The 21,383-nt window shown below is 30.4% G+C and carries 17 protein-coding genes; 6 read left to right on the top strand and 11 right to left on the bottom strand.

Annotation, left to right across the window (positions count from 1 at the left end):
• Positions 1 to 6: 6 nt before the first annotated feature.
• The 8 genes from BLU40_RS09260 to BLU40_RS09225 form a co-directional block, all read right to left on the bottom strand.
• Positions 7 to 1,245 (bottom strand): NAD(P)/FAD-dependent oxidoreductase, encoded by a 1,239-nt coding sequence (locus BLU40_RS09260; RefSeq protein ID WP_090122672.1) that lies wholly within the window; start codon positions 1,243 to 1,245, stop codon positions 7 to 9.
• On the bottom strand, positions 1,245 to 1,553 hold the full coding sequence (locus tag BLU40_RS09255) for a 2Fe-2S iron-sulfur cluster-binding protein (protein ID WP_090122670.1): 309 nt from the start codon (positions 1,551 to 1,553) through the stop codon (positions 1,245 to 1,247). Before BLU40_RS09255 ends, BLU40_RS09260 begins: the two co-directional genes overlap by 1 nt.
• A gap of 40 nt (positions 1,554 to 1,593) precedes the next feature.
• Positions 1,594 to 2,745 (bottom strand): cytochrome P450, encoded by a 1,152-nt coding sequence (locus tag BLU40_RS09250; protein ID WP_090122668.1) that lies wholly within the window; start codon positions 2,743 to 2,745, stop codon positions 1,594 to 1,596.
• 197 nt (positions 2,746 to 2,942) lie between these two features.
• Positions 2,943 to 3,647, bottom strand: a complete 705-nt coding sequence (locus BLU40_RS09245; RefSeq protein WP_090122666.1) for a vitamin B12 dependent-methionine synthase activation domain-containing protein — start codon at positions 3,645 to 3,647, stop codon at positions 2,943 to 2,945.
• 5 nt (positions 3,648 to 3,652) lie between these two features.
• Positions 3,653 to 4,543, bottom strand: coding sequence for a GTP-binding protein (locus BLU40_RS09240; protein WP_090122664.1), 891 nt, complete (start codon positions 4,541 to 4,543; stop codon positions 3,653 to 3,655).
• A 134-nt stretch (positions 4,544 to 4,677) separates the two neighbouring features.
• Positions 4,678 to 6,051 carry a uroporphyrinogen decarboxylase family protein gene (locus BLU40_RS09235; protein ID WP_090122662.1) on the bottom strand — a complete coding sequence of 458 codons (1,374 nt, stop codon included), beginning with the start codon at positions 6,049 to 6,051 and terminating at the stop codon, positions 4,678 to 4,680.
• Positions 6,051 to 6,725 carry a cobalamin B12-binding domain-containing protein gene (locus BLU40_RS09230; RefSeq protein ID WP_090122661.1) on the bottom strand — a complete coding sequence of 225 codons (675 nt, stop codon included), beginning with the start codon at positions 6,723 to 6,725 and terminating at the stop codon, positions 6,051 to 6,053. The genes BLU40_RS09235 and BLU40_RS09230 overlap by 1 nt, the downstream gene beginning before the upstream one ends.
• The gene (locus tag BLU40_RS09225; protein WP_090122659.1) at positions 6,725 to 7,744 is read right to left on the bottom strand and encodes a uroporphyrinogen decarboxylase family protein; all 1,020 of its coding nucleotides are present in this window, start codon (positions 7,742 to 7,744) and stop codon (positions 6,725 to 6,727) included. Before BLU40_RS09225 ends, BLU40_RS09230 begins: the two co-directional genes overlap by 1 nt.
• Positions 7,745 to 7,908: 164 nt before the next feature.
• Between BLU40_RS09225 and BLU40_RS09220 the strand changes: the two genes are divergently transcribed.
• Positions 7,909 to 8,760 carry an AraC family transcriptional regulator gene (locus BLU40_RS09220; protein ID WP_090122657.1) on the top strand — a complete coding sequence of 284 codons (852 nt, stop codon included), beginning with the start codon at positions 7,909 to 7,911 and terminating at the stop codon, positions 8,758 to 8,760.
• Here the strand turns inward: BLU40_RS09220 and BLU40_RS09215 are convergent.
• From BLU40_RS09215 to BLU40_RS09205, 3 genes are all read right to left on the bottom strand, one after another.
• Positions 8,755 to 9,927 carry a DUF6786 family protein gene (locus tag BLU40_RS09215; RefSeq protein ID WP_090122656.1) on the bottom strand — a complete coding sequence of 391 codons (1,173 nt, stop codon included), beginning with the start codon at positions 9,925 to 9,927 and terminating at the stop codon, positions 8,755 to 8,757. The genes BLU40_RS09220 and BLU40_RS09215 overlap by 6 nt on opposite strands.
• Positions 9,928 to 9,944: 17 nt before the next feature.
• Positions 9,945 to 12,488 (bottom strand): glycoside hydrolase family 2 TIM barrel-domain containing protein, encoded by a 2,544-nt coding sequence (locus BLU40_RS09210; protein ID WP_090122654.1) that lies wholly within the window; start codon positions 12,486 to 12,488, stop codon positions 9,945 to 9,947.
• 190 nt (positions 12,489 to 12,678) lie between these two features.
• Positions 12,679 to 13,791, bottom strand: coding sequence for a glycoside hydrolase family 88/105 protein (locus BLU40_RS09205; RefSeq protein WP_090122652.1), 1,113 nt, complete (start codon positions 13,789 to 13,791; stop codon positions 12,679 to 12,681).
• A 321-nt stretch (positions 13,792 to 14,112) separates the two neighbouring features.
• On the opposite strand from BLU40_RS09205, the gene BLU40_RS09200 reads away from it, so the two are divergent.
• From BLU40_RS09200 to BLU40_RS09180, 5 genes are all read left to right on the top strand, one after another.
• Positions 14,113 to 15,441 (top strand): family 43 glycosylhydrolase, encoded by a 1,329-nt coding sequence (locus tag BLU40_RS09200; RefSeq protein WP_090122650.1) that lies wholly within the window; start codon positions 14,113 to 14,115, stop codon positions 15,439 to 15,441.
• A 115-nt stretch (positions 15,442 to 15,556) separates the two neighbouring features.
• Positions 15,557 to 17,608: a glycoside hydrolase family 2 TIM barrel-domain containing protein gene (locus tag BLU40_RS09195; RefSeq protein WP_090122648.1), complete on the top strand. Its 2,052-nt coding sequence runs from the start codon at positions 15,557 to 15,559 to the stop codon at positions 17,606 to 17,608.
• A gap of 70 nt (positions 17,609 to 17,678) precedes the next feature.
• Positions 17,679 to 17,915, top strand: a complete 237-nt coding sequence (locus BLU40_RS17895; RefSeq protein WP_090122646.1) for a hypothetical protein — start codon at positions 17,679 to 17,681, stop codon at positions 17,913 to 17,915.
• A gap of 132 nt (positions 17,916 to 18,047) precedes the next feature.
• Entirely contained in the window at positions 18,048 to 20,051 is a 2,004-nt protein-coding gene (locus BLU40_RS09185) for a glycoside hydrolase family 3 N-terminal domain-containing protein (protein ID WP_175454763.1), read from the top strand.
• 6 nt (positions 20,052 to 20,057) lie between these two features.
• A complete protein-coding gene (locus tag BLU40_RS09180) occupies positions 20,058 to 21,371 on the top strand; it encodes a family 43 glycosylhydrolase (RefSeq protein WP_090122643.1) in 1,314 nt (437 codons plus the stop codon).
• The last annotated feature ends 12 nt before the right edge of the window (positions 21,372 to 21,383 follow it).

The following is a 21,383-nucleotide window of genomic DNA, read 5'->3' as shown; positions in this document are numbered from 1 at the left end:
TAGTAGTTATTTTAAGAAACTAGCTGGTTTTATTGGGATACTAGTATCTTTTAATTTTTCTTTATCAATTTCTTGTTTTCCTTTTATAAATCGGCCACCTAACACATAGGCTTTCCCGTTGTTAACTGCATCTACAGCTAATAATTCATCATCCTTAAAATACCAAACAGATTGGCATTTATCATTGTCTAATTCTAAACGCTGAATAACATCATTATAACCTTGTGAAAGTCCAACCATTTGTAATTTTACATCATATTGATCTGACCAAAACCAAGGTATAGCATAATAAACAACTTCATTTCCACAGATAGCCGATGCTGCCACTTTTGCCTGATCTACTGCATTTTGTACAGATTCCAACCTAATAAAACGATTGTAATGTGGGTTGAAATGATACGTACAATCTCCAATAGCATAAATATTAGCATCACTTGTTTTAGCTGAAGAATCTACTTTAATTCCGTTTTCAATTTCTACACCAGCTTTTTCAGCCAATTCAGTATTTACTTTAATTCCAACGCCAACAACAATTAAATCTGCTTTATATGAAGTATTATCATCGCAAACAACTTCATTTTTTCCTTCGGAAGTTTTTATTGATACAACATTTTTATTGGTTAATAAATCTACTCCGTTTTCTTGATGTAATTTATTAAAAAATTCTGACATTTCTGGAGCTGTTACGCGTTCTAAAACACGTTCTTCTCGTTCCAAAACCACTACTTTAGCACCTGTTTTTTTTAATGAAGCCGCAGTTTCCAAACCTATATATCCACCACCAATAATAACTACTCTTTTTTCTACTGAATTTTTAATAGCATTTTGAATATTTACCGTATCAGCAAATGTTCTCATTGGAAACAAATTACTCGCTGTTTTTATTCCATTAATTGGAGGAACAAAAGGTCTTGCTCCTATTGCCAATACTAATTTATCATAGGATTGTGTTTCACCATTAGATAATGTAATTGTTTTTTCTTCTTTATTTATTTCTGAAACAGTTTTTCCTAATTGTAGTGAAATATTTTCGGATTTATAATTTTGTTCAGGAAACAATAAATCTAATTCTGAATTATCTTCAGCAGATAAATATGCTTTTGATAATGGTGGCCTATGATAGGGCATTTCTGGATCACTATCAAACAAAATAATTTTACCTTCCCAGCCTTCTCTTCTTAATGAAAAAGCAAAGTTTACACCAGCGTGACTAGCACCAATTACAACGCAAATTTTATTAGACATTAATTAGCTACTTTTAAAACAACTCCATCTAATTCTTCAGTTACTTTCATTTGACAAGATAAACGGCTGTGGTCACTTACTTTTTCATCAAATTCTAGCATATCGCTTTCCATTGCACTTGGAGCTCCTGTTTTGTTCCAATGCTCAGGTTCTACGTGAACGTGACAAGTTGCGCAAGAGCATACTCCACCGCAGTTTCCATCAATTCCTTTAATTTTATTTTGAACTGCCAATTCCATTACGTTCCCTGAATTTCCTTCAACAGTTATTGTTTCATTAGCTTGTGTTACAAATGTTATTTTTGCCATAATATTTTTGATTTTTTTAGTTAAGTATATTTTTTTAGTTCTAGTTAAATTTCATTTGAATGCTATTGAACCCTACTTTTCGTTTAAATTCTCCAAGTGTTTCAATATTTTCATCAGCTTCTAAAATTTCAATTGAATCCACTTTTTTAATGAGTGTTTTAATTAAAACTTTTAAAATTTGACGAGCGTGCGTAGCTCCTAAACAGTTATGTGTTCCAAAGCCGAAAGCAACGTGTGGATTTATTTTTCTGTCAATTACAACTTCATTAGCTTTTTCAAAAACAGTAGCATCTCTATTTGCTGAAGCCCAGTTTAACGATATTCTTGTGTCGGCCTGTATAGCGTGTTCACATACTTGAGTATCTTCAGTTGCAACACGTCCCATATGCGTTAACGGTGAAAAATAACGTACCAATTCTTCAATAGCGAAGTTTAAAATTTCTGGTTCGTTTTTAATACGTTCTAAAGAAGCAGGATTTTCAGCAAAATAAGCCAAAGAGTTTGTTACAGCATTAATAACAGTATCTCTTCCTCCAGAGAAAGTTAATACTACAACTCCTTTTATTTCTTCATCGGTTAATTTTTTACCATCAACCTCAGCAGCTAATAATTTTGAATAGAAATCATCACCAGGGTTTTGTTTACTTTCTTCAAGTTTCTTATCAATATAATCGTATAAAACTTGTGCTTTACCAGCATCTAAAGCCGTTTCTTCACTTCTAAACACGTGAGTTCCCCAAGAAATCCATGTCTCAGATTCAGAAAAAGGAACATTAAATAATAAGGTTAACGCGCGAGATTGTAATACCAATGAAAACTCATTAATTACCTCAACACTATCCTTAGTTAAAGCTTCATCAATTAATACACCAATTTGTTTTTCTAATTGTGCAGTATATTCTTCTTCTAAAGGTCTTTTAAACCAATCTTCAACCACAGCTCTGTAACTTCCGTGTTGTGGCGGATCTACTTCAAAAGGAATTTGACGAATGTCTCTAATATTTACTTCGGAAGGAACCACAATTCTACCCGGTTCAGCACCAGATTGAAATGTTTTATGGTTATGTGCACATCTACGAACATCTTTATGTCCTAACACCATTTTAACAGGATCGTTTTGGTCATCCATTTCACCAATTCCAACTTCTTTTCTTGCCTTTTCAAATGGGTCAGAAAATGTACATTTTGCCATTACTTTTTTGTTTAAGTTTCTAATTTTTATTTAGTTAAATCAAAAATGAAGAAACTAAATGGGAAAATTATAAACTTTTTTAGCTTAAAAAGTGCTTATTTTGACTTAAAACAATAAGAATCGTCAAATTTTGGCTAATATTAGAGATTTGAGTTTTTTATTTAGAACGAAAACAAATAAGACCAAATAACCTTTATTTAATGCTTTACGTACATTTTTTTTGCTCTGTAAACGCACGTATTATTTTTACAAGTATCGCAAATGTAACCAAGGTATTTTACCTCTTTCCCAATCCCCACAATTCCACTAACAGATTTTACTGGACTCATTAATGAAGTTTCACTTAAACTAATATTGCAAAAACCTTTTGGAAAGAATGAAAATAGGTTTTGTTGATCTTTTACCAACCAATCGCAATAACCAGGACTGTATCTATTTGTTAGTGATAAATTATTTAAACTTACCATTGTTTTTAATTTTTCATAAATAAGATCCATCGCTCCTTCAACCAATAAAGAGCCCGTTGAATCTACCACATAACTCATTACAATATCGCCGTCTTCATTATATTTATGACTCAATTTTTCAATTTCGTAACCAGCAGTACACGTAAACAAAGCAGCAAATTCGGCATTTCTTAAAAATGAAGTAATCATTCTTCCTGTTTCAAAAGTTTTATCTTCAACTTTAATAAACCCATCTTTAGCAGAAAAATCTGTTACAGGTTTTATGGTAAATCCACCTTCTATATTTTTATTATTTGAAAGTAATTCTATAGCAGTATCAATCATACTATTAAATGGTTCTTCAGGAACTGGTCCTAAACCCATAAACGATGAAATTTCTTCTTTTTCAAGTTCAATTTCTGAAAAATCTATTTTATATGTATATGTGCCTTTCACTATATTTATTTTGTTTTTTGAAATAACCCTCGTAACGTTCTTAAACTCATTTGCTCACCAAAGGCTATTATTTCACAACTTCCTGTATAATTTTCTAATGGAATTATTTCGTAATTATTATAGGTTAAATGAAATAACTTAAACTCGTTAGCTCCTACCCTAACAAATCCTTTTGCTCGAATACTTATGCTACTTAATTCTTTTAAAAATACGTTTAAATTTTCTTCTGAAATAATATCAGTTGTTCTATATACAGCAGTTTTTATAGCTTCAGGTCGTGTATCTTCAGAAGTAATGTTTGGTATTTCGTTTACCTGATTTAACTCCGTTGATTTTACATTGCAAAATTGATGTTGTTCAATTACTGCAAACGGATTTATTTCTTTTACTTTTTCAATAACCTTTTCAATTTGGTTTTTATCAACCAAATCTGTTTTATTCAAAATAATTTTATCAGCAACTCTAACTTGATGTTTTGCTCTTTGTACAAAAGCAGCACTTTTATTAAAGTTTAAAGCATCAACTACACACCAAGCCCCAGCATAACGGACTTTATTGCTTATCTCGTCTTTATTTAATAATTCACATATTGAAATTGGATCTGAAATTCCAGATGCTTCTAAATAAATTATTTCTGGATTGTATTGCTCAAGTAATGTTGTTATGTTTTCAATAAAATTACTTAACAAACACACACAAAAAACCGAGCCGTTGTTTATTTCAACTAGTTTAAAATTGTCTTCAGTAAGTTTTAATTCTTTACCATCTACACCACTTGGCGCAAACTCGTTTTGTATAACTGCAATTCTTTTATCTTTATGTAAAGAAAGTAGATTTTTAAGCAGCGTTGTTTTTCCACTGCCTAAAAATCCACTAATAAGAATTAAGTCTGTCATTAATATTTATATTTCTTTCATTTAAAGTTTTCGTCACCCTGAACTTGTTTCAGGGTCTCACACTATTTAACTCCTTGTATGATGGGATTCTGAAACAAGTTCAGAATGACAATAAATTGAATTTGTATGCTATATTAATTAACAACAACTTTAGTATCTAAATGCTTTTGAATACATTTTACCAATTCAGTTTTTGGAGGAATAATTGAAATAAATTCAATTTCTCCATCAATACAAATGGTTGGTAGGTTTCTAACACCTAAACTCATCATCATTTGAATACCTTCTTGGTTTTTAATTTTATGCTCTACATATTCAATATTATCAGCTCCAATTTCTTCAACAGCCAATTCAACCGCTTGCATCATATATTGACAAGGTGCACAACCTTCAGAATCTAAAGTAATTACATCTATTTTTACTTTATCGTTTGTAAAGTAATTTTCTAAATCTAACAACTCTACATCTTTTGCTGTTTGTCCTTTTGTTCTCAACACATCTTGTTGATATTCATCGTGAACAATTTCTGCAATGGCTTCTAAATTTTCTGGAGGAGTTGCCATAGGTAAATCGCAACCAGGAGCTAAAATAAATCCTTTTTTACCACCAATATCCATACATTCCATTGCTTCGAACTTACAATCTTCTGGAGTACCAATTAGTAAAACAGAAGTCAGCTTCATATTCCCACCAAAACTGATTTCGTATTTATCGCATTGTTCTTTTAAGAAATCTAAAGGAATATTTTCATCAATTGAAATATTGTCTGGCTCACATTTACACATTTCTTCAATGTTTTGTGTAGCATTTCCGCAGACAAAGAAAGAACTCAAAGCTCCACACTCTCTAATATGACTGAAAACTTCTTTACAATACGGAGAAACAAACATTTCAAAAGACATTGGATCTATTTGACTAACCATAGGATCTACAACCGCAACAACATCACAACCAGCTTCAATATAATAATCAGACATTGCTTTACCAACTTTGGTGCAATAATCCATTACTTTACCTACGTATTCTGGGTCTTCAAATAATTTCATAAAAATATCTGTACCCATTAAGTGCAATGCCAATGTAAACGGCCCAGTAATTAATCCGTATAAAGCAATATCTGGATGCGCTTCTTTTATTTTTGAAGTAGCATTCATTACCGTTGCAATTCTGCCTTTACAACGACACGGAACTTTTAAATCTTCTAATTTTAAACTTCCATCTGCTAATGGATGAGAAACTACAGCTGGCGGATTATCTTCAGACCATTTTAATTCACAACCCAACACTTCAGCTTCAATTTGAAGGTCAAACGTTACAGGAATACCATCTGGATTGTATTTTTTTATTGCTTCTTCAGCACCATCAATTATGTGTTGTTCAGATTTAAAATAAGTGGTAGCATTTAAGTCTAACAAATGTCCTGCGTGCGCACCAACAAATGGTACCCAAGGCACACGTTCCACTTCTTGACGTTTCATAGCTGCTTTTACTAATTCTAAACCTTTCATTATGCTGACATTTTAAGTTTGTTCATAAATTCAACAACACCTTGTGGGTCTGCTGAAAAATTATCTGCACCAATTTGGTCGCAGAATTCTTGTGTTATAGGAGCTCCGCCAATAGTTACTTTTTGGTTTGGATGCACTGCTTTAATTTCTTTTACAATGTTTTCCATACTAGCCATTGTTGTAGTTAACAATGAAGAAAGACCGATAATAGCATCTGGAAATTCAGCAATTGTATCTATGAATTTTTTTGCAGGAACGTCAGTTCCTAAATCAATAACTTCATATCCATTTCCTTCAACAATCATAGACACTAGGTTTTTACCAATATCGTGTAAATCACCAGCAACTGTACCAATAATAAACACTCCTTTTTTATCTGTATTTCCTTCAGCAAATAATGGTTTTAAATGTTCCATTGCTGTGTTCATTGCTTTTGCAGACATTAAAACTTGAGGAACAAACACCTTGTTTTCTCTAAATTTAACACCAACTTTTTCCATACCAACAATTAAACCTTTTGATAAAACATCTCCAGCTGAAGCACCTTTTTCAAGAGCTTGTACAGTTAATTCATCAGCACCATCTTGATCTTTCATATTTGGCGGATAAGGAGCTGCTTTATTAATTTTACCAAACTCTACACAATCCGATATTTTGTTAAATAATTCTTCCATTACGCTAGTTCTTTTTCTTTTAGTTGCGATTGTGCAACTTCAATAAATGTTAATATGTTTTCTAATGTAGTATCGCTTTCTACGGAATGAGAAGGAGAGAAAATGTATCCTCCTTTTTTACCCATTTCAATAAGCTTTAATGATTCTTCTCTAACTTCTTCAGGAGTTCCAAAAGGCAATGTTTTTTGCATAGATAAACCTCCGTGGAAACATAGTTTCCCTAAATAATCGTTATGAATTTCGTGAACATCCATTACCTCTGGTTGGAATGGGTTGAAACAATTTAAACCTGCTTCTATTAATGATGGAAATAATTCATCAACATCTCCACAAGAGTGAATCATTACCTTTTTACCTGCATCTTTAACACGTTTATACATACGTTTAATTTGTGGGTACATAAACTCGTGCCATAAATCGGCTCCCATAATTAAACCGTGTTGTTGTCCCCAATCATCACCAAAATATACGGCATCAACATCGTACTCTAATGCTTTGTCAATTTGAGCAATGTTGTAGTCTGCAATTTTTTCGAATAAAGCGTGTACAAAGTCTGGATACATATAAAAGTCCATCAATAAGTTTTCCATACCTCTCATTGACCAAGCTCTTTCGTATAAAGAGAATCCTATTTGAAACACTCTAAATAAATCTGGTTTTTTCTCAATTTCAGATTCTATATTAGCAAAAAATCTTGGGTCGTGTGGATCTGGAAATTCAAGACCTTCAATAGTTGGTTCTTTAATAATATCCTCTACTGGCATTCCAATATCTTTATCAACACTTCTGTCCCACACCACACCAAAAACATCTTGAAAATGATCTTTTTTTACTTCATCAAAAAAACCAATATCACTACCTAAATTTAATATGTGGTTTCCCAAAATAACATCTAAGTCATCAGTTTTATAATACTCTTGCAGCATTTCCTTTGGTTCTTTAGTAAATTTAAAAGACCAAGGCACATAAGGTGGTTTCTCATGGTTTAACACCATTTTTATTATTTCTCTTTTAGTCATTATGTTTTGTGAATTTAGATTTTGTTTAACACAAATTTACTTCTGTATTTCTAATCAATCTACTTTGATTTTAACATTATAATACCTTATTTTGATATGATTAAAATCATATTTTAGGTTTTTAAATCATTATAGACTACCTTTAAACTTTTAAAAAAAATATTTTGAAAGCACAATTTGAAAAAATAGCTGCATCTTCACTAAGTTCGTTTAACGCATTTATTTATGAAGATAAAAATTTTGATGCACCTTGGCATTTTCACCCAGAATACGAATTAACGTATATTGTAAAAGGTGAAGGTATTCGATATGTTGGTAATAATGTTCAAAAGTTTGAAGCAGGAGATTTTGTTTTAATTGGCTCTAACTTACCACATTGCTGGAAAGATTCTAATTCTGTCACGGATGTAAAATCTATCGTATTTCAATGGAGTGATAATATTCTTGGAGACAATTGGCTAAAAAACAATGAATTTAAAAACATAAAGCACCTATTAAATAAAGCAAACAAAGGAATTTTGTTTAACCCTTCTTTTTCAAAAAACATTGAATCAAGACTAAAAACTATTATTAACCAAAACCCATTAGATAAATTACTTAATTTTATTAAACTATTGGAATATTTAAGTAGCGTTAATGATTTTAATACACTTACATCTGATGGTTTTACACCTAGCTTAAACTTAAAGGCAAATAAACGAATTGATATTGTTTATGATTATGTTCAAGCTAATTACGATAAAAAAATTAAATTAAATGATGTATCCTCCCTTGTTTCAATGGGAGATGAAGCTTTTTGCAGGTTTTTTAAAAAATCGTTAAGCAAGTCGTTTTTTACCTTTGTAAATGAATACCGAATTAATTTAGCTTGTAAACTACTTATAGAATCGAATAAACAGGTAAGCCAAATTGCGTATGAATGTGGTTATGAAAGCCTACCGTTTTTTTATAGACAATTTCAAAAATTTATGGATTGTTCTCCATTAGTTTTCAAAAAAATGTATCATAAACTATAAGTTAAAATTGCAGTTTTCTAAACGAATACCTAATAATTGTATCGCAATTTTGTTTAACTCTTTTTCTGTTCCAGAAAAATGATAAACTCTATGAAAATGTGATAAAATTTCGTTTGGTTTTAACTCCTTAAATGGTGAGGTTGACTCTAATTCATAAAAACTAGCAATATCGGTTTTAGAATAATCCATTGCACCATTGTTATATATAGGTATTACTTCACCTTTATATGGCTCTTTTTGAATTGCTGCATTAGAATTAAAAAACAAACTATCTGCTGTTTTTTTATATTGAATTATTGTTAAACGCTTATTTTCTTTTGAATAACAACCATAAATTTCTGGAGCTATAAAATTGGGTATTCCAATTTTACTTCTATATTTTCCATCTACTTTAAATAATACAGTATTATTCTTTATTTGAAATCTATGTTGATCCAAATCTCCCATATATTTATAAACATCTGTAAACTTGGCTGTTTTATGCAATGGAATTATAACAATACTTTGATCAGTACCTTTAAACATACCTGCACTCCAAATAGAAACTAACCCTTTATTTTTAACCCAAGTAATAGTATCTAAATTTGTTAGTTTATGAGAACTCTCATAAGCTATATACTTTAATTTATTTGACAGTTCAATATTAAGGTTTTTATCAATTAAACTCTTTTTAAGCAGTTTTATGGTTCTATTAATTTTAAAGTTAAACTTAGTACCAATAAAATTAGTGAGACTCATTTCCTTCTCCATTTGCACTTTCTCTTTTGAAGAAGAAACTACCGAATACGGCTCATTACTTAAACTTGCAGGTACAGCCCAATTATCTTCACTAAAAGGTTTAATTTGCTGGTAATAAAATGAATATTGTCCACCAAGTGGTCCAACCCAAACTCTATCTTCACCTCCTATACCTCCAATATTGTTTTCTAGTAATGCTTTTGTATTAAACCAACCATTACTACTTCCTTTTATTCCATTAAAAGAACTGGTAATTACTTTACCTTGAAATTGTGGAGTAATTACCAATCTAGAGTTTTTATTATTAACCGTTAATTCAATAATTTCTGTATGAGATTTTAATAAATCAACATCACTTTTATAATTTCTTTTTGAAGAATTACAAGAGATTAGCAATAATAAAAAAACAATTATTAAACCATTTTTCATTTAATTAAAATAACAAACTATTTAGATTTTAACTGTAAAACTATTGATTTAATGTCTTTAGTTTTTGCTGTTACCTCAACTTTACTACCCTTTTTTGTAGATTGAAGAATTAGTATAGCTTTACCATTATGACTAACAACTTTATTTGTTTTATGTGGCTGTATATTCATTTCCCAACCATTATCAACTCCTAAGTTTTTAACTTCGCCTTCAATATTAAATTCAATTTCTTGATCTTTATCTACTATTAAATTTCCTTTATCATCTACTAACTTGGCGGTAATAATGGCAACATCATAGCCGTCAGCATTTAAAACAGTTTTAGTAGATTCAATTTCGATTTTTGACACCTCTTTCGTAGTATTTAAAACATACTCATCTACTTTTTCACCTTTGTTATAACCAACAACCTTTAGTTCTCCTGCTTTAAAAGGAACTAACCATTTTAATATGTTATCTGTTTCAGTAACATCAGCTAACTTTTGTTTCCCTAAAGATTCGCCATTTAAAAATAACTCAGCTTCTTCGCAATTGGTATATGTTTGAACTACAATTGATTCGTTTTTATCATATTTCCATTTTGGGTACGTTTTATACCATTCCCATTTACGTAACATTTTCCATACTGGAGCTGGTGTATATTGCATATCGAACTTCCAACCATCTTTTTTTGTATAAGAAAATTCAGATTCATCAGCTGGAGTTGTAACCATATAAACTTTTGGTTTTTCTACCCATAAACATTCAAAAAAGTGACCTCTAGGCGTTTTAAATCCAGCATAATCAAAGAAGGAAATATTCAATCCTTTTCTTGGCCAAGGACCAGCTTCTCCAAGGTAAGCAAAACCTGTCCAAACAAAAATTCCAGGTACAAATTCTCGATCCTTTACGGCTTTCCACTCACTATAAGCTCCCCAATTTTCAGACCCTAATATTTTTAAATTTGGATACGTTTTATGTGCAATATCATATTCAGTAGCCCTATAATTCAATCCATATACATCTACAACTTTTCCATAGCCAGTTGCCATTCCCACAGATGGTAATACGCTACCACAAGTAACAGCTCTAGTTGTATCAACCTCTTTTGTCCATTTTACCAATTGCTCAGCCATTTTAGCTAAAGGCTCTTCACCTTCAATAAATTCATTTAAAACTTTAGTAATTGTTTCTGCATTATAGTCTGGAACTAATTCGTAACCTTGCTCACTCGACTTTTCATTAACCTTTTTAAATGCTTTTGAATAATGACCAAATGTCCATTCAATTTCGTTACCAATACTCCACATTATTACAGAAGGATGGTTAAAATCACGAAGAATTAAATCTTTTAAATCACGTTCAGCCCACTTATTAAAATGAACAGGGTAAGATTTAGCAATCTCACCTTTTGCAGCATTATCGCCAATATAAACTTTGTTTTTTCCTTTTGCATTATACCACTCGTCAAAAGCTTCAGCCATTACTAGAATCCCTTTTTCATCACAAACATCCATTAATTCTACAGAATGTGGATTGTGAGCCATTCTAATTGCATTAACACCAATAGATTTTAACTTGTCAATTCGGTATTCCCAAAGTCCTTTTGGCACTGCTGCACCAACAAGTCCAGCATCGTGATGTAGATTTACACCTTTAATTTTTACATTTTTCCCATTTAAGAAGAAACCTTTATTCGCATCGAATTTAAAAGATCTAATCCCAAACTTTTCTGTGGTAACATCAACTAATTTTTCATTTTGAAATACCTGTGTTTTTAAAGTATACTGATTTGGATTTTTAAGACTCCATAATTGAGGTATTTCAACATTTAAAACTAATTTGCTTTCTAATGTATTATTTATTTCTGAAGTAGCTTCAGCAACTATTACTCCATTTGTATCTAGAACAGAATATTTAATAGCAATGTTTTCAAGTGAACTAGAATTGCTGTTTTCTAATTTTGTTGAAATTGAAATCTCAGCAGCTTCTATAGAAACTTTTGGGGTAGTAATTTGTGTACCCCATTGTTTAATATGTAATGGCGAAGTTTTTATTAATTGAACTTTTCTATAAATTCCTGAACCCGTATACCAACGAGAATCTGCATATGCATTTCTATCTACTTTTACAGCAATTACATTATTACCTCCAAAATTTAGGTGTTTGGTTAAATTGTAAGAAAACGAACTATAACCGCTCGGTCTATCACCTAATAAATGACCATTAATCCAAACTTTTGAATTATTATAAACTCCATCAAACATTATGCATATTTCTTTACTTTTATCATCAGCAGAAAGTTCAAAACTTTTTCTGTACCAACCAATTCCACCTTCAACAAAACCAGTACTTGCAGCTGAATTTTCTTGGGTATAACCAGTTTCTATACTCCAATCATGTGGAACATTTAATTCTCTCCAAGAACTATCGTCAAATTTGGTTTGAAAAGCATCTTTTTCAACCCCTAAATTAAATTTCCAGTTATCATTAAAATCTTCAACAATACGTGGAATCTCATTCTTAGAATTTGAACAAGAAGTTAAAAACAATACACTAACTAAAAAAGCTATAAATCTCATAATCTAATTTTTAATATTATTTTGTAAGAAGCTAAATAGCAACCTACTTTAGGTATTCAAAAATATAAAAGCAATAATTATAGTATGGCAACATTTATCTTTTATGTTAGAACTATTGATTTATTTACATAAAAAAAGCTGAATATGATTATATATTCAGCTTTTAAAAAATTGTTAATTATATGCTATTTTATTTCTTCTTTACCATTTTATAAACCTCAGAACCAGCAGCTAAAAATGCACCCGTACCATAAACTTCAGTTTTGTCTGCCCAAGCTTTTCCAGGTGCAGCTCCTATTGGTTGCACGTAACCTAACATTCCATCTTTGGTAACATAACTTACTAATGCATTCCAAGCTTTTTCTACGTGAGGTTGATAAACTTCTTTATCTAACAATCCTTTATTTATGCCCCAAGCCAAACCAAATGTAAAAAACGATGTACCGCTAGTTTCTGGAGTAGGATATTTATCTTGATTCAACAAACTCATTGCCCAATGCCCTTTTGGAGTTTGAATTTCAATTAGCTTTTTTGCCATTTTCAAGTAAATATTTTTAAAATATTCATACTCTTTAGAACCTGGCTCATACTCATCCATAATTAAAGTTAAGCCTCCAAACACCCAACCATTTCCACGAGACCAAAATATCTTTTTTTTGTTATCTAATTTACCTATATAACTATTATCTCTATAAAATAGATCTTCATCAGCATCATATAAATGATTACGAGTTGCTTCGAACTCTTTCATCATAAATTTGGTATACTTTTTATCTCCAGTTTCTTTAGTTAGTTTAGCTAAAACTGGTGGTGCCATAAATAATGCATCGCACCAAGTCCACCTTTCCAAATGTTTATATTTATCCAGTGTAATAGGTTCTTTACTTGGATTCTCTAAAATATAATCAAAGCTTTCTATTGTTGGTTTAATCATATATTTCTCCCCATACTTTCTATACAATTCGAAATACATCTGACCAATGGTATGGTCATCTGCATGATATTTTCTATGGTGCAATTTCCACTTTTGTTCTTCACCTATTGATTTCAACCATTTATAATACTTCTTTCCTCCTTTCATTTGAGCAAGTTTAACCATACCTACATATAACGCTCCGTTTGTCCAAGCGGCAATATGGTGCGGTTTTTTTCTTCCACTATAAGTTTCTCTAAAATGTTCAATTTGCCAATTGGCAACACTCTTCATTTCTTTTTTAACTTGTTTCGGTTTTATGGTTTGTGCTTCAGAAGGTATTGAAACAACTATTAATAATATTATTAAAGTATACTTGTAAATTTTCATAATGATTGAAATTAGTTTATAGCAAATATATTAAAAAATACAATCGATTGTATTTCTTTAAAGAACTCTAATATTATAAGTATTATTTTATTTTAGGTAACATATGATTTATTCCGTTAAAGCAAATCAATATTAACGCTTAACTTGTAAATTATGATTAAAATTATAGTTTAATTCATTTGTTACTTATAATCATTCAATAGTTCAAACACTAGCATAGGTTTTCAATTAACTTTATCAAACATTAAGTTTTACATAAGCAAATACATTTAAAAGATATTAAACAATCAACAATACTATTCAATTCAAAATTTTTTAATAATGAAAAAACAATTATTCCTTTTTACTGTAAGTCTATTATTTTCTGGCTTACAATTAACTGCACAAAACCCTTTGGTTACACATATGTACACTGCCGATCCAACGGCAAGAGTATTTAACGGAAAACTGTATGTATTTCCTTCATCAGATATTGTTTGTGAAGATGGTAAAGGTGAAAATGGTTTTTGTATGCCCTATTACCACGCTTTTTCTACGGAAGATTTAACAACTTGGGAAGACCATGGAAAAATTATTGACCAAACTGAAGTGCCTTGGGGGAAAAAAGATGGTTTTGGAATGTGGGCTCCGGATTGTGTTGAAAAAGATGGAGTTTATTACTATTACTACCCTGCTCCACCAACAGATAAATCTGCTTTTAGAAGAGTTGGTGTTGCAACTGCAAATGATCCAGAAGGTCCTTATTTATTAGAAAATGATTATATAAAAGGTGTAGATGGTATTGACCCTAACGTATTAATTGATGATGATGGAAGAGCTTATTTATATTACGGAGGTGGAAAAACTCTTAGAGTTGCAGAATTAAATGCAGATATGAAATCTATTAAAGGTAAACCAAAAGTTATAGAAACATTACCTGATGGTTATAAAGAAGGTTCTTTTATGTTTAAAAAAGATGGTGTTTACTATTTTACTTTTCCACACGACCAATCTGGTTCAGAAGAAATAGGATACGCAACCGGAAAAAACCCAATGGGTCCTTTTGAATATCAAGGAATAATTATGGATCGTTTCAAAGATGGTATTTGGACTAACCATCATTCAATAGTTGAATATAAAAATCAATGGTTCATTTTTTATCATCACCACGATATTTCAAAAAACCAACATTTACGTTCTATGAGAGCAGACAGCTTATTTTTTGACAACAATGGAAAAATTCTTAAAAAGAAAGCAACTTTAAGAGGTATTGGAATTACCAAAGCAGATAAACTAGTTCAAATTGATAGATTTTCAACTTCACACAATTTAAAAGTAAGTAGATTAAAAGATAACAACGTAGTTGGTTGGCAATTAGATTATATTAAAAACGGATCTTTTGTAACATACAATTCTGTAGACTTTGGTAAAAACAGCCCTAAAAAGTTAAGCATTAGGGCATCTTCTGGATTACAAGGTGGAAATATTAAAGTGTATGTTGGAAATTATTTAGTTTCAACAGTAAAAGTTACAAATACAGGAAATTGGAACAACTGGAAAGAATTTGAAGGAACTATAAGTGGTGAAATTTCAGGTATTAAAAACATTAAACTGGTTTTTGAAGGTGGTGATAATTATTTAATGAATGTAGATTGGATTAAATTTGAATAATAAATTAAAAATACAACCGTATAACAAAAGAAAAACATTTGTTGCAATAAAATAAACTTCTATAACATTTATATCTAGATTAAGAAGTATTTTTGATACAAAATAAATATGGTGTATGTATCAAAAAATTATATTGGTTGTTTGTTTTGTCTTTATTCAATTAAAAGCAACCATTTATTCTCAAGTAAACCACATAACAACAAGAACTAATATAAATTTAACCGATTGGAAATTTAAAAAAGGAATTTGGTACAATGCTCAAAAAAAGGATTACAATACTAATTCTTGGGGTAATGTAAAAGTTCCTCATACCTACTCTATGGATGCCATAGAAAAAACTGGATATTACAAAGGTGAAGCTTGGTACAGAACATCTATTGACGTTCCTCAATCAATGAAAAATGAACGAATTTTTATTCGTTTTGAAGGTGTTGGTCAAGAAGCTCAAGTTTATTTAAATGAAAAAAGCTTAGGAAAACACATTGGTGGATATTCTGCCTTTATTTATGAAATCACAGATGTAGTAGAATTTAATAAAAAAAATTTAATTGCTGTAAAAGTTACCAATGAACCTAACTTTAAAAGAATTCCTGTAGATGATAAATTGTTTAATCATTATGGAGGAATTTATCGTCCAGTTCAAATATTTTCAACACCAAAGCAAAACATTTCACCAAATTATTATGCTTCTCCTGGTATTTTTATTGAACAACAAGAGCTATCTAGTCAATTAGCAACCTTAGAAATAAAAATTCATGTTTCATCTTCAACTAAAAATAAACCTTCAACTTTATCGTATAAGGTATTTGATAGAGAAAACAACTTAATCATCTCAAAAAATCAACTAGTTTCATTTTCAGAAAAGGAACAAATTGTTTCTCAAAAACTTGAAATTGAAAACCCAATTTTATGGAATGGTAAAATGAATCCATATTTATATAAACTTGAAGTTGAATTAAACCACTACGGAAAAATTGATAAAGTTATTCAAGCTTTTGGCTTAAGAACCTTCAAAGTAGATCCAGAAAAAGGATTCTTTTTAAATGATAAACCCTATAGACTTAATGGTGTAGCAATTCATCAAGAATGGAAAGACAACGGGCCAGCATTATCTAATGAACAACATCAAAAAGATATAGATTTAATTGATGAAATGGGAGCAACTAGTATTAGAATGTCTCATTATCAACATTCAGATTTACAATATCAATTAGCTGATAAAAAAGGGTTATTGGTTTGGGCTGAAATTCCTTTTGTTCACGATTATAGCGGTAGAGAACAAGGAAATGCTAAACAACAATTAAGAGAATTAATCCTTCAAAATTACAATCACCCTAGTATCTATGTTTGGGGATTGTGGAATGAAGTTAGAGCTTGGAAAGGTAAAAATGCACCTCCAGTTTTACTTACTCAAGATTTAAATAAATTAGCGCATAGTTTAGACAAAACTAGATTAACGGCTTCTGCAAGTGATCGTGGAATGATTTCTAATATGGGAAACATTTCTGATCTACAAGCTTGGAATAAATATTTTGGTTGGTACTACGGAGAATATGAAGATATGGGCAAATGGTTAGATAATGCTCGAAAAGAATATCCTGAAATTGAATTAGGAATTAGCGAATATGGTGTTGGTGGAAATATTTACCAGCAAGATGTAGCTAAATTGGAAAAACCAATTGGAAATTATTTTCCTGAAAGTGTTCAAACCAACTACCACGAAGTAACATGGAAAATTATAAAAGATAGACCTTTTGTTTGGAGCTCCTACATTTGGAATATGTTCGACTTTTCGGTTGCAGGATGGAACCGTGGTGGAATTCAAAATTTAAATCATAAAGGTTTAGTTACGTTTGATAGAGCAATTAAAAAAGATGCTTTCTATTTCTACAAAGCTAATTGGAATAAAGAACCGATGCTTTACATTGCTGAACAACGAAACAACATAAGAACCTCTTCAAAAACCAATGTGAAAATTTTTACCAATATTAATAAAGTAACACTTTATCTAAATGGTAAAAAGGTGCGCTCTTTAAAACAAACAGCAGATTTAAATACTATTATTTTTGAGAATATCAACTTAACTAAAGGTAAAAACATTATTGAGGTTAAAGGTAAAATCCAAAAAGAAATAGTAGCCCACAAAGTTATTTGGGAGTTAAAATAAAATTTTAAATTTTCATTTAAATCTAAGCTTTTGAAAAAATAAACCTAAAAAATATTCCAATTTAGTCAAAGTGAAAATCACAACAAACAATGAAACATATTTTAATTATTTTTATTGCTCTTCTAGCACTAACTTCCTGCCAACAAAAAAAGAAAAAAGTGAAGCAATAAACCAAAAAGCTTTTCCGCTTTATTTAAAAGATATAGAACATAACAGAAAATTAAGCTCAGCTATAAAACATAGTTTTGAACACTACGAAGCTCCACGTATTTTAGATAAAAAAGTACGTTTAAAAATCTCAAAATAATTAAGAATGAATTTCAAAAATATTTTTATAATCCTAATTTCGATTGTTACTTTCAATGCTTGCAATAAAACTAAAAAGATAAACTCTTCAGATGATATTATCCATTCACAAGCCGATAGTATACTCAAAACTTTGACTTTTAAACAAAAAATTGGTCAGCTTCAACAAAGAATTATCACAAAAATTGATGATGATTTAAAAACTGAAATTAAAAATGGTGAAGTAGGTTCTATTTTGGTAAATTTAAAAGTAATTACAAATGCTTCGATAAGAAATGAACTTCAAAAAATAGCAGTAGAAGACTCAAAATCTGGAATTCCAATTATCTTTGGTCAAGATGTAATTCACGGTTATAAAACAATGTTCCCTATTAACCTAGCACAATCTTGTTCTTGGGATACATTAGCCGTAAAAAAAGCTGCTTCAATTGCTGCTAAAGAGGCTACAACTTTAGGAATCGATTGGACTTTTGCTCCAATGATTGATGTTTCAAGGGATGCAAGATGGGGAAGAATTGCTGAATCTTATGGTGAAGACACTTTTTTAAACTCACAATTTGGAGTAGCTGCCGTAAAAGGTTTTCAAGGTAAAGATGTTTCCCAACCAAATAAACTTGTTTCTTGTTTAAAACATTATGTCGGTTATGGAGCTTCAATTGGCGGAAGAGATTATCAATATACCGAAATTTCAAAAAGAACATTGCATGAAACCTATTTACCTCCATTTAAAGCTTGTGTTGATGCTGGTGCTTTAACCGTAATGAGTTCGTTTAACGATATTAATGGAATTCCGGCAAGTGCAAACAAAGAAACACTAAAGCATATTCTAAAAAACAAGTGGCAATTTTCTGGTTTTGTAATTAGTGATTGGGATGCCGTTGAACAATTAATTTATCACGGTTACGCTACTGATTCTACTGAAGCTGCTTACAAAGCTATCAATGCTGGAATTGATATTGAAATGAAGAGTAACACATTTAAAAAGCTTTCTGAAGAAAAAATTGATATCAATATTTTAAATGATGCCGTAAAAAGAGTTTTATATGTAAAGCTAAAAAAAGGTTTATTTAAAACTCCTTATGTTAATGAAAATAGAAGCAAAAAAGATGTTTTAACCAAAGAACATAAATTATTTGCAAGAAAATTAGCAAGTGAAACTATGGTTTTACTTGAAAACAAAAACAATATTTTACCTATAAAAAATAAACCGTTGACTATTTCAGTAGTTGGATTGTTTTCAAAAGAACAAAATTTAAATGGTTGGTGGAAATCTAATAGTTCTCCAAATGATGTTATAAACCCTTACATAGGTCTTTTAAAAAATGCTCCTGATAACATTCAGGTTTTAGATAAAATAAATAACAAAACTGATATTATTATTGCCTGTGTAGGTGAAAAACACAACACTTTTGGTGAAAATCATAGCAGATCAAATATTGAATTACCTAACAATCAAAGTAAATTTATTTCAGCATTAAAAAAGCACAAAAAACCAATTATTACGGTTATTTTTAATGGAAGACCTTTAAATTTAACTTCTGAAAAAGAAAGTTCTGATGCTATATTAATTGCTTGGCATCCGGGAACTGAAACAGGAAATGCCCTAGCCGATATTATCTACGGAAACGTAAATCCTTCAGCAAAATTAACCACAAGTTTTCCTGCTGCAATAGGTCATATTCCTGTTTTTTATAATGATAGAAATAGCGGAAGACCAAAATATGATTTTTATACTAAAGAGTCTTGTGAACCTTTATACCCTTTTGGGTATGGCTTAAATTACTCAACTTTTGAATACCAAAATATTAAAATTTCAAATAAAGAAATTTCAAAAAATGAATCGATTACAGTTTCAGCAACTATTACCAATACAAGTAATGTTAATGGAACTGAAATTGTTCAATTATACATTCAAGATGTTGTAGGCTCAACCACAAGACCGGTAAAAGAATTAAAAGGGTTTAAAAAATTAAAACTTAAAGCTAAAGAGTCTAAAACGGTTAAATTTACCATTAATACTAAAGATTTATTGGTACTAAACCAAGAATTGAATCCTGTTGTTGAAAGTGGACAATTTAATGTTTGGATTGCTCCAAATTCTAATAAAGGTTTAAAAGAATCTTTTAAAATAAAATAATAGAAAATGAAAAAAATAGCACTTATACTGTTTATTGTATCGCTCTCAGTAACAGCACAAAACCCAATTACTCCTCCCGGAATGTATATTGCAGATCCTGAGGCTCATGTTTGGGAAGATGGCAAGTTATATATTTATGGCTCGCGTGATGAAAGTGATGATTATTGGTGTTCATATACACATCACGTATTAAGTTCATCAGATTTAAAAAATTGGGATATTACCGAAAATGCTTTTTCTTCAAAAGGTAAAAATGACCAAGTAAATTTTCACGATAATTTATTATTTGCTCCAGATGCCGCTTATAAAAACGGAACCTATTATTTGTATTTCTGCTCTCCTGGCAAACCAAAAACTGAAGGTGTTGCTACGAGTAAAAACCCAAATGGACCTTTTACAAATGGTAAACAAATAAAAGGAGCTTATAGTATTGACCCTGCCGTTTTAATTGATGATGATGGACAAGCATATTATTATTGGGGACAAGGAAAACCTATGGTTGCAAAACTAAAATCGAATATGGTTGAAATTGACAAATCAACTATAACTTATCCTTTAGACAAAGAGGGAAATATTGCTTTCCATGAAGGCTCGTCTATTAGAAAAATTGGAGAATTATATTATTTAGTTTTTGCTGATGATAGTAGAGAAAACAGACCAACTTGTTTAGGTTATGCTATTGGAAATAACCCAATGGGACCTTTTGAATATAAGGGAGTAATTATTGACAATGTTGATTGTGACCCTTCAAGCTGGAACAATCATGGTTCTATTGAAAAATTTAAAGATCAGTGGTATGTTTTTTATCATCGTTCAACAAACAATTCTCAAAAATTTAGAAAAGCTTGCATCGAACCTATTTATTTTAATGAAGATGGAACAATTGATGAAGTAGAAATGACTTCACAAGGTGCAGGAGATCCTTTAAATTCAAAAGAAAGAATTGAAGCTGAGTGGGCTTGTGGTTTATCTGGAAATATTAGAATTGCGACTATTGATAACAAAGATTTAATTTCAGAAGGTTTAACGAAAATTAATAATAACGATACTGCTATTTACAAATACCTTTCTTTTGATAATAAAACAACTGGAATTGAAGTTAAAACAAGTCCAAATTCCGAAGGGATTATAGAAATTAGATTAGATAATGCAAAAGGTAAACTAATTGGTAAAGTTGAAATTTCTTCTTCAAAAAATGTAGCTTATAACATTTCGAAACGTAAGTTAAAGAATATTAAAAAAGGTAAACATGCCTTATATTTAACCTTTAAAAAGAAGTCTAAATCTGAACTTACTATAGATTGGTTTAAATTTTATTAAATAAAAAAGCGA

This window comes from Lutibacter oricola (assembly GCF_900106565.1).
GTDB lineage: Bacteria > Bacteroidota > Bacteroidia > Flavobacteriales > Flavobacteriaceae > Lutibacter > Lutibacter oricola.
This window is presented reverse-complemented; position numbering and strand designations above follow the sequence as displayed.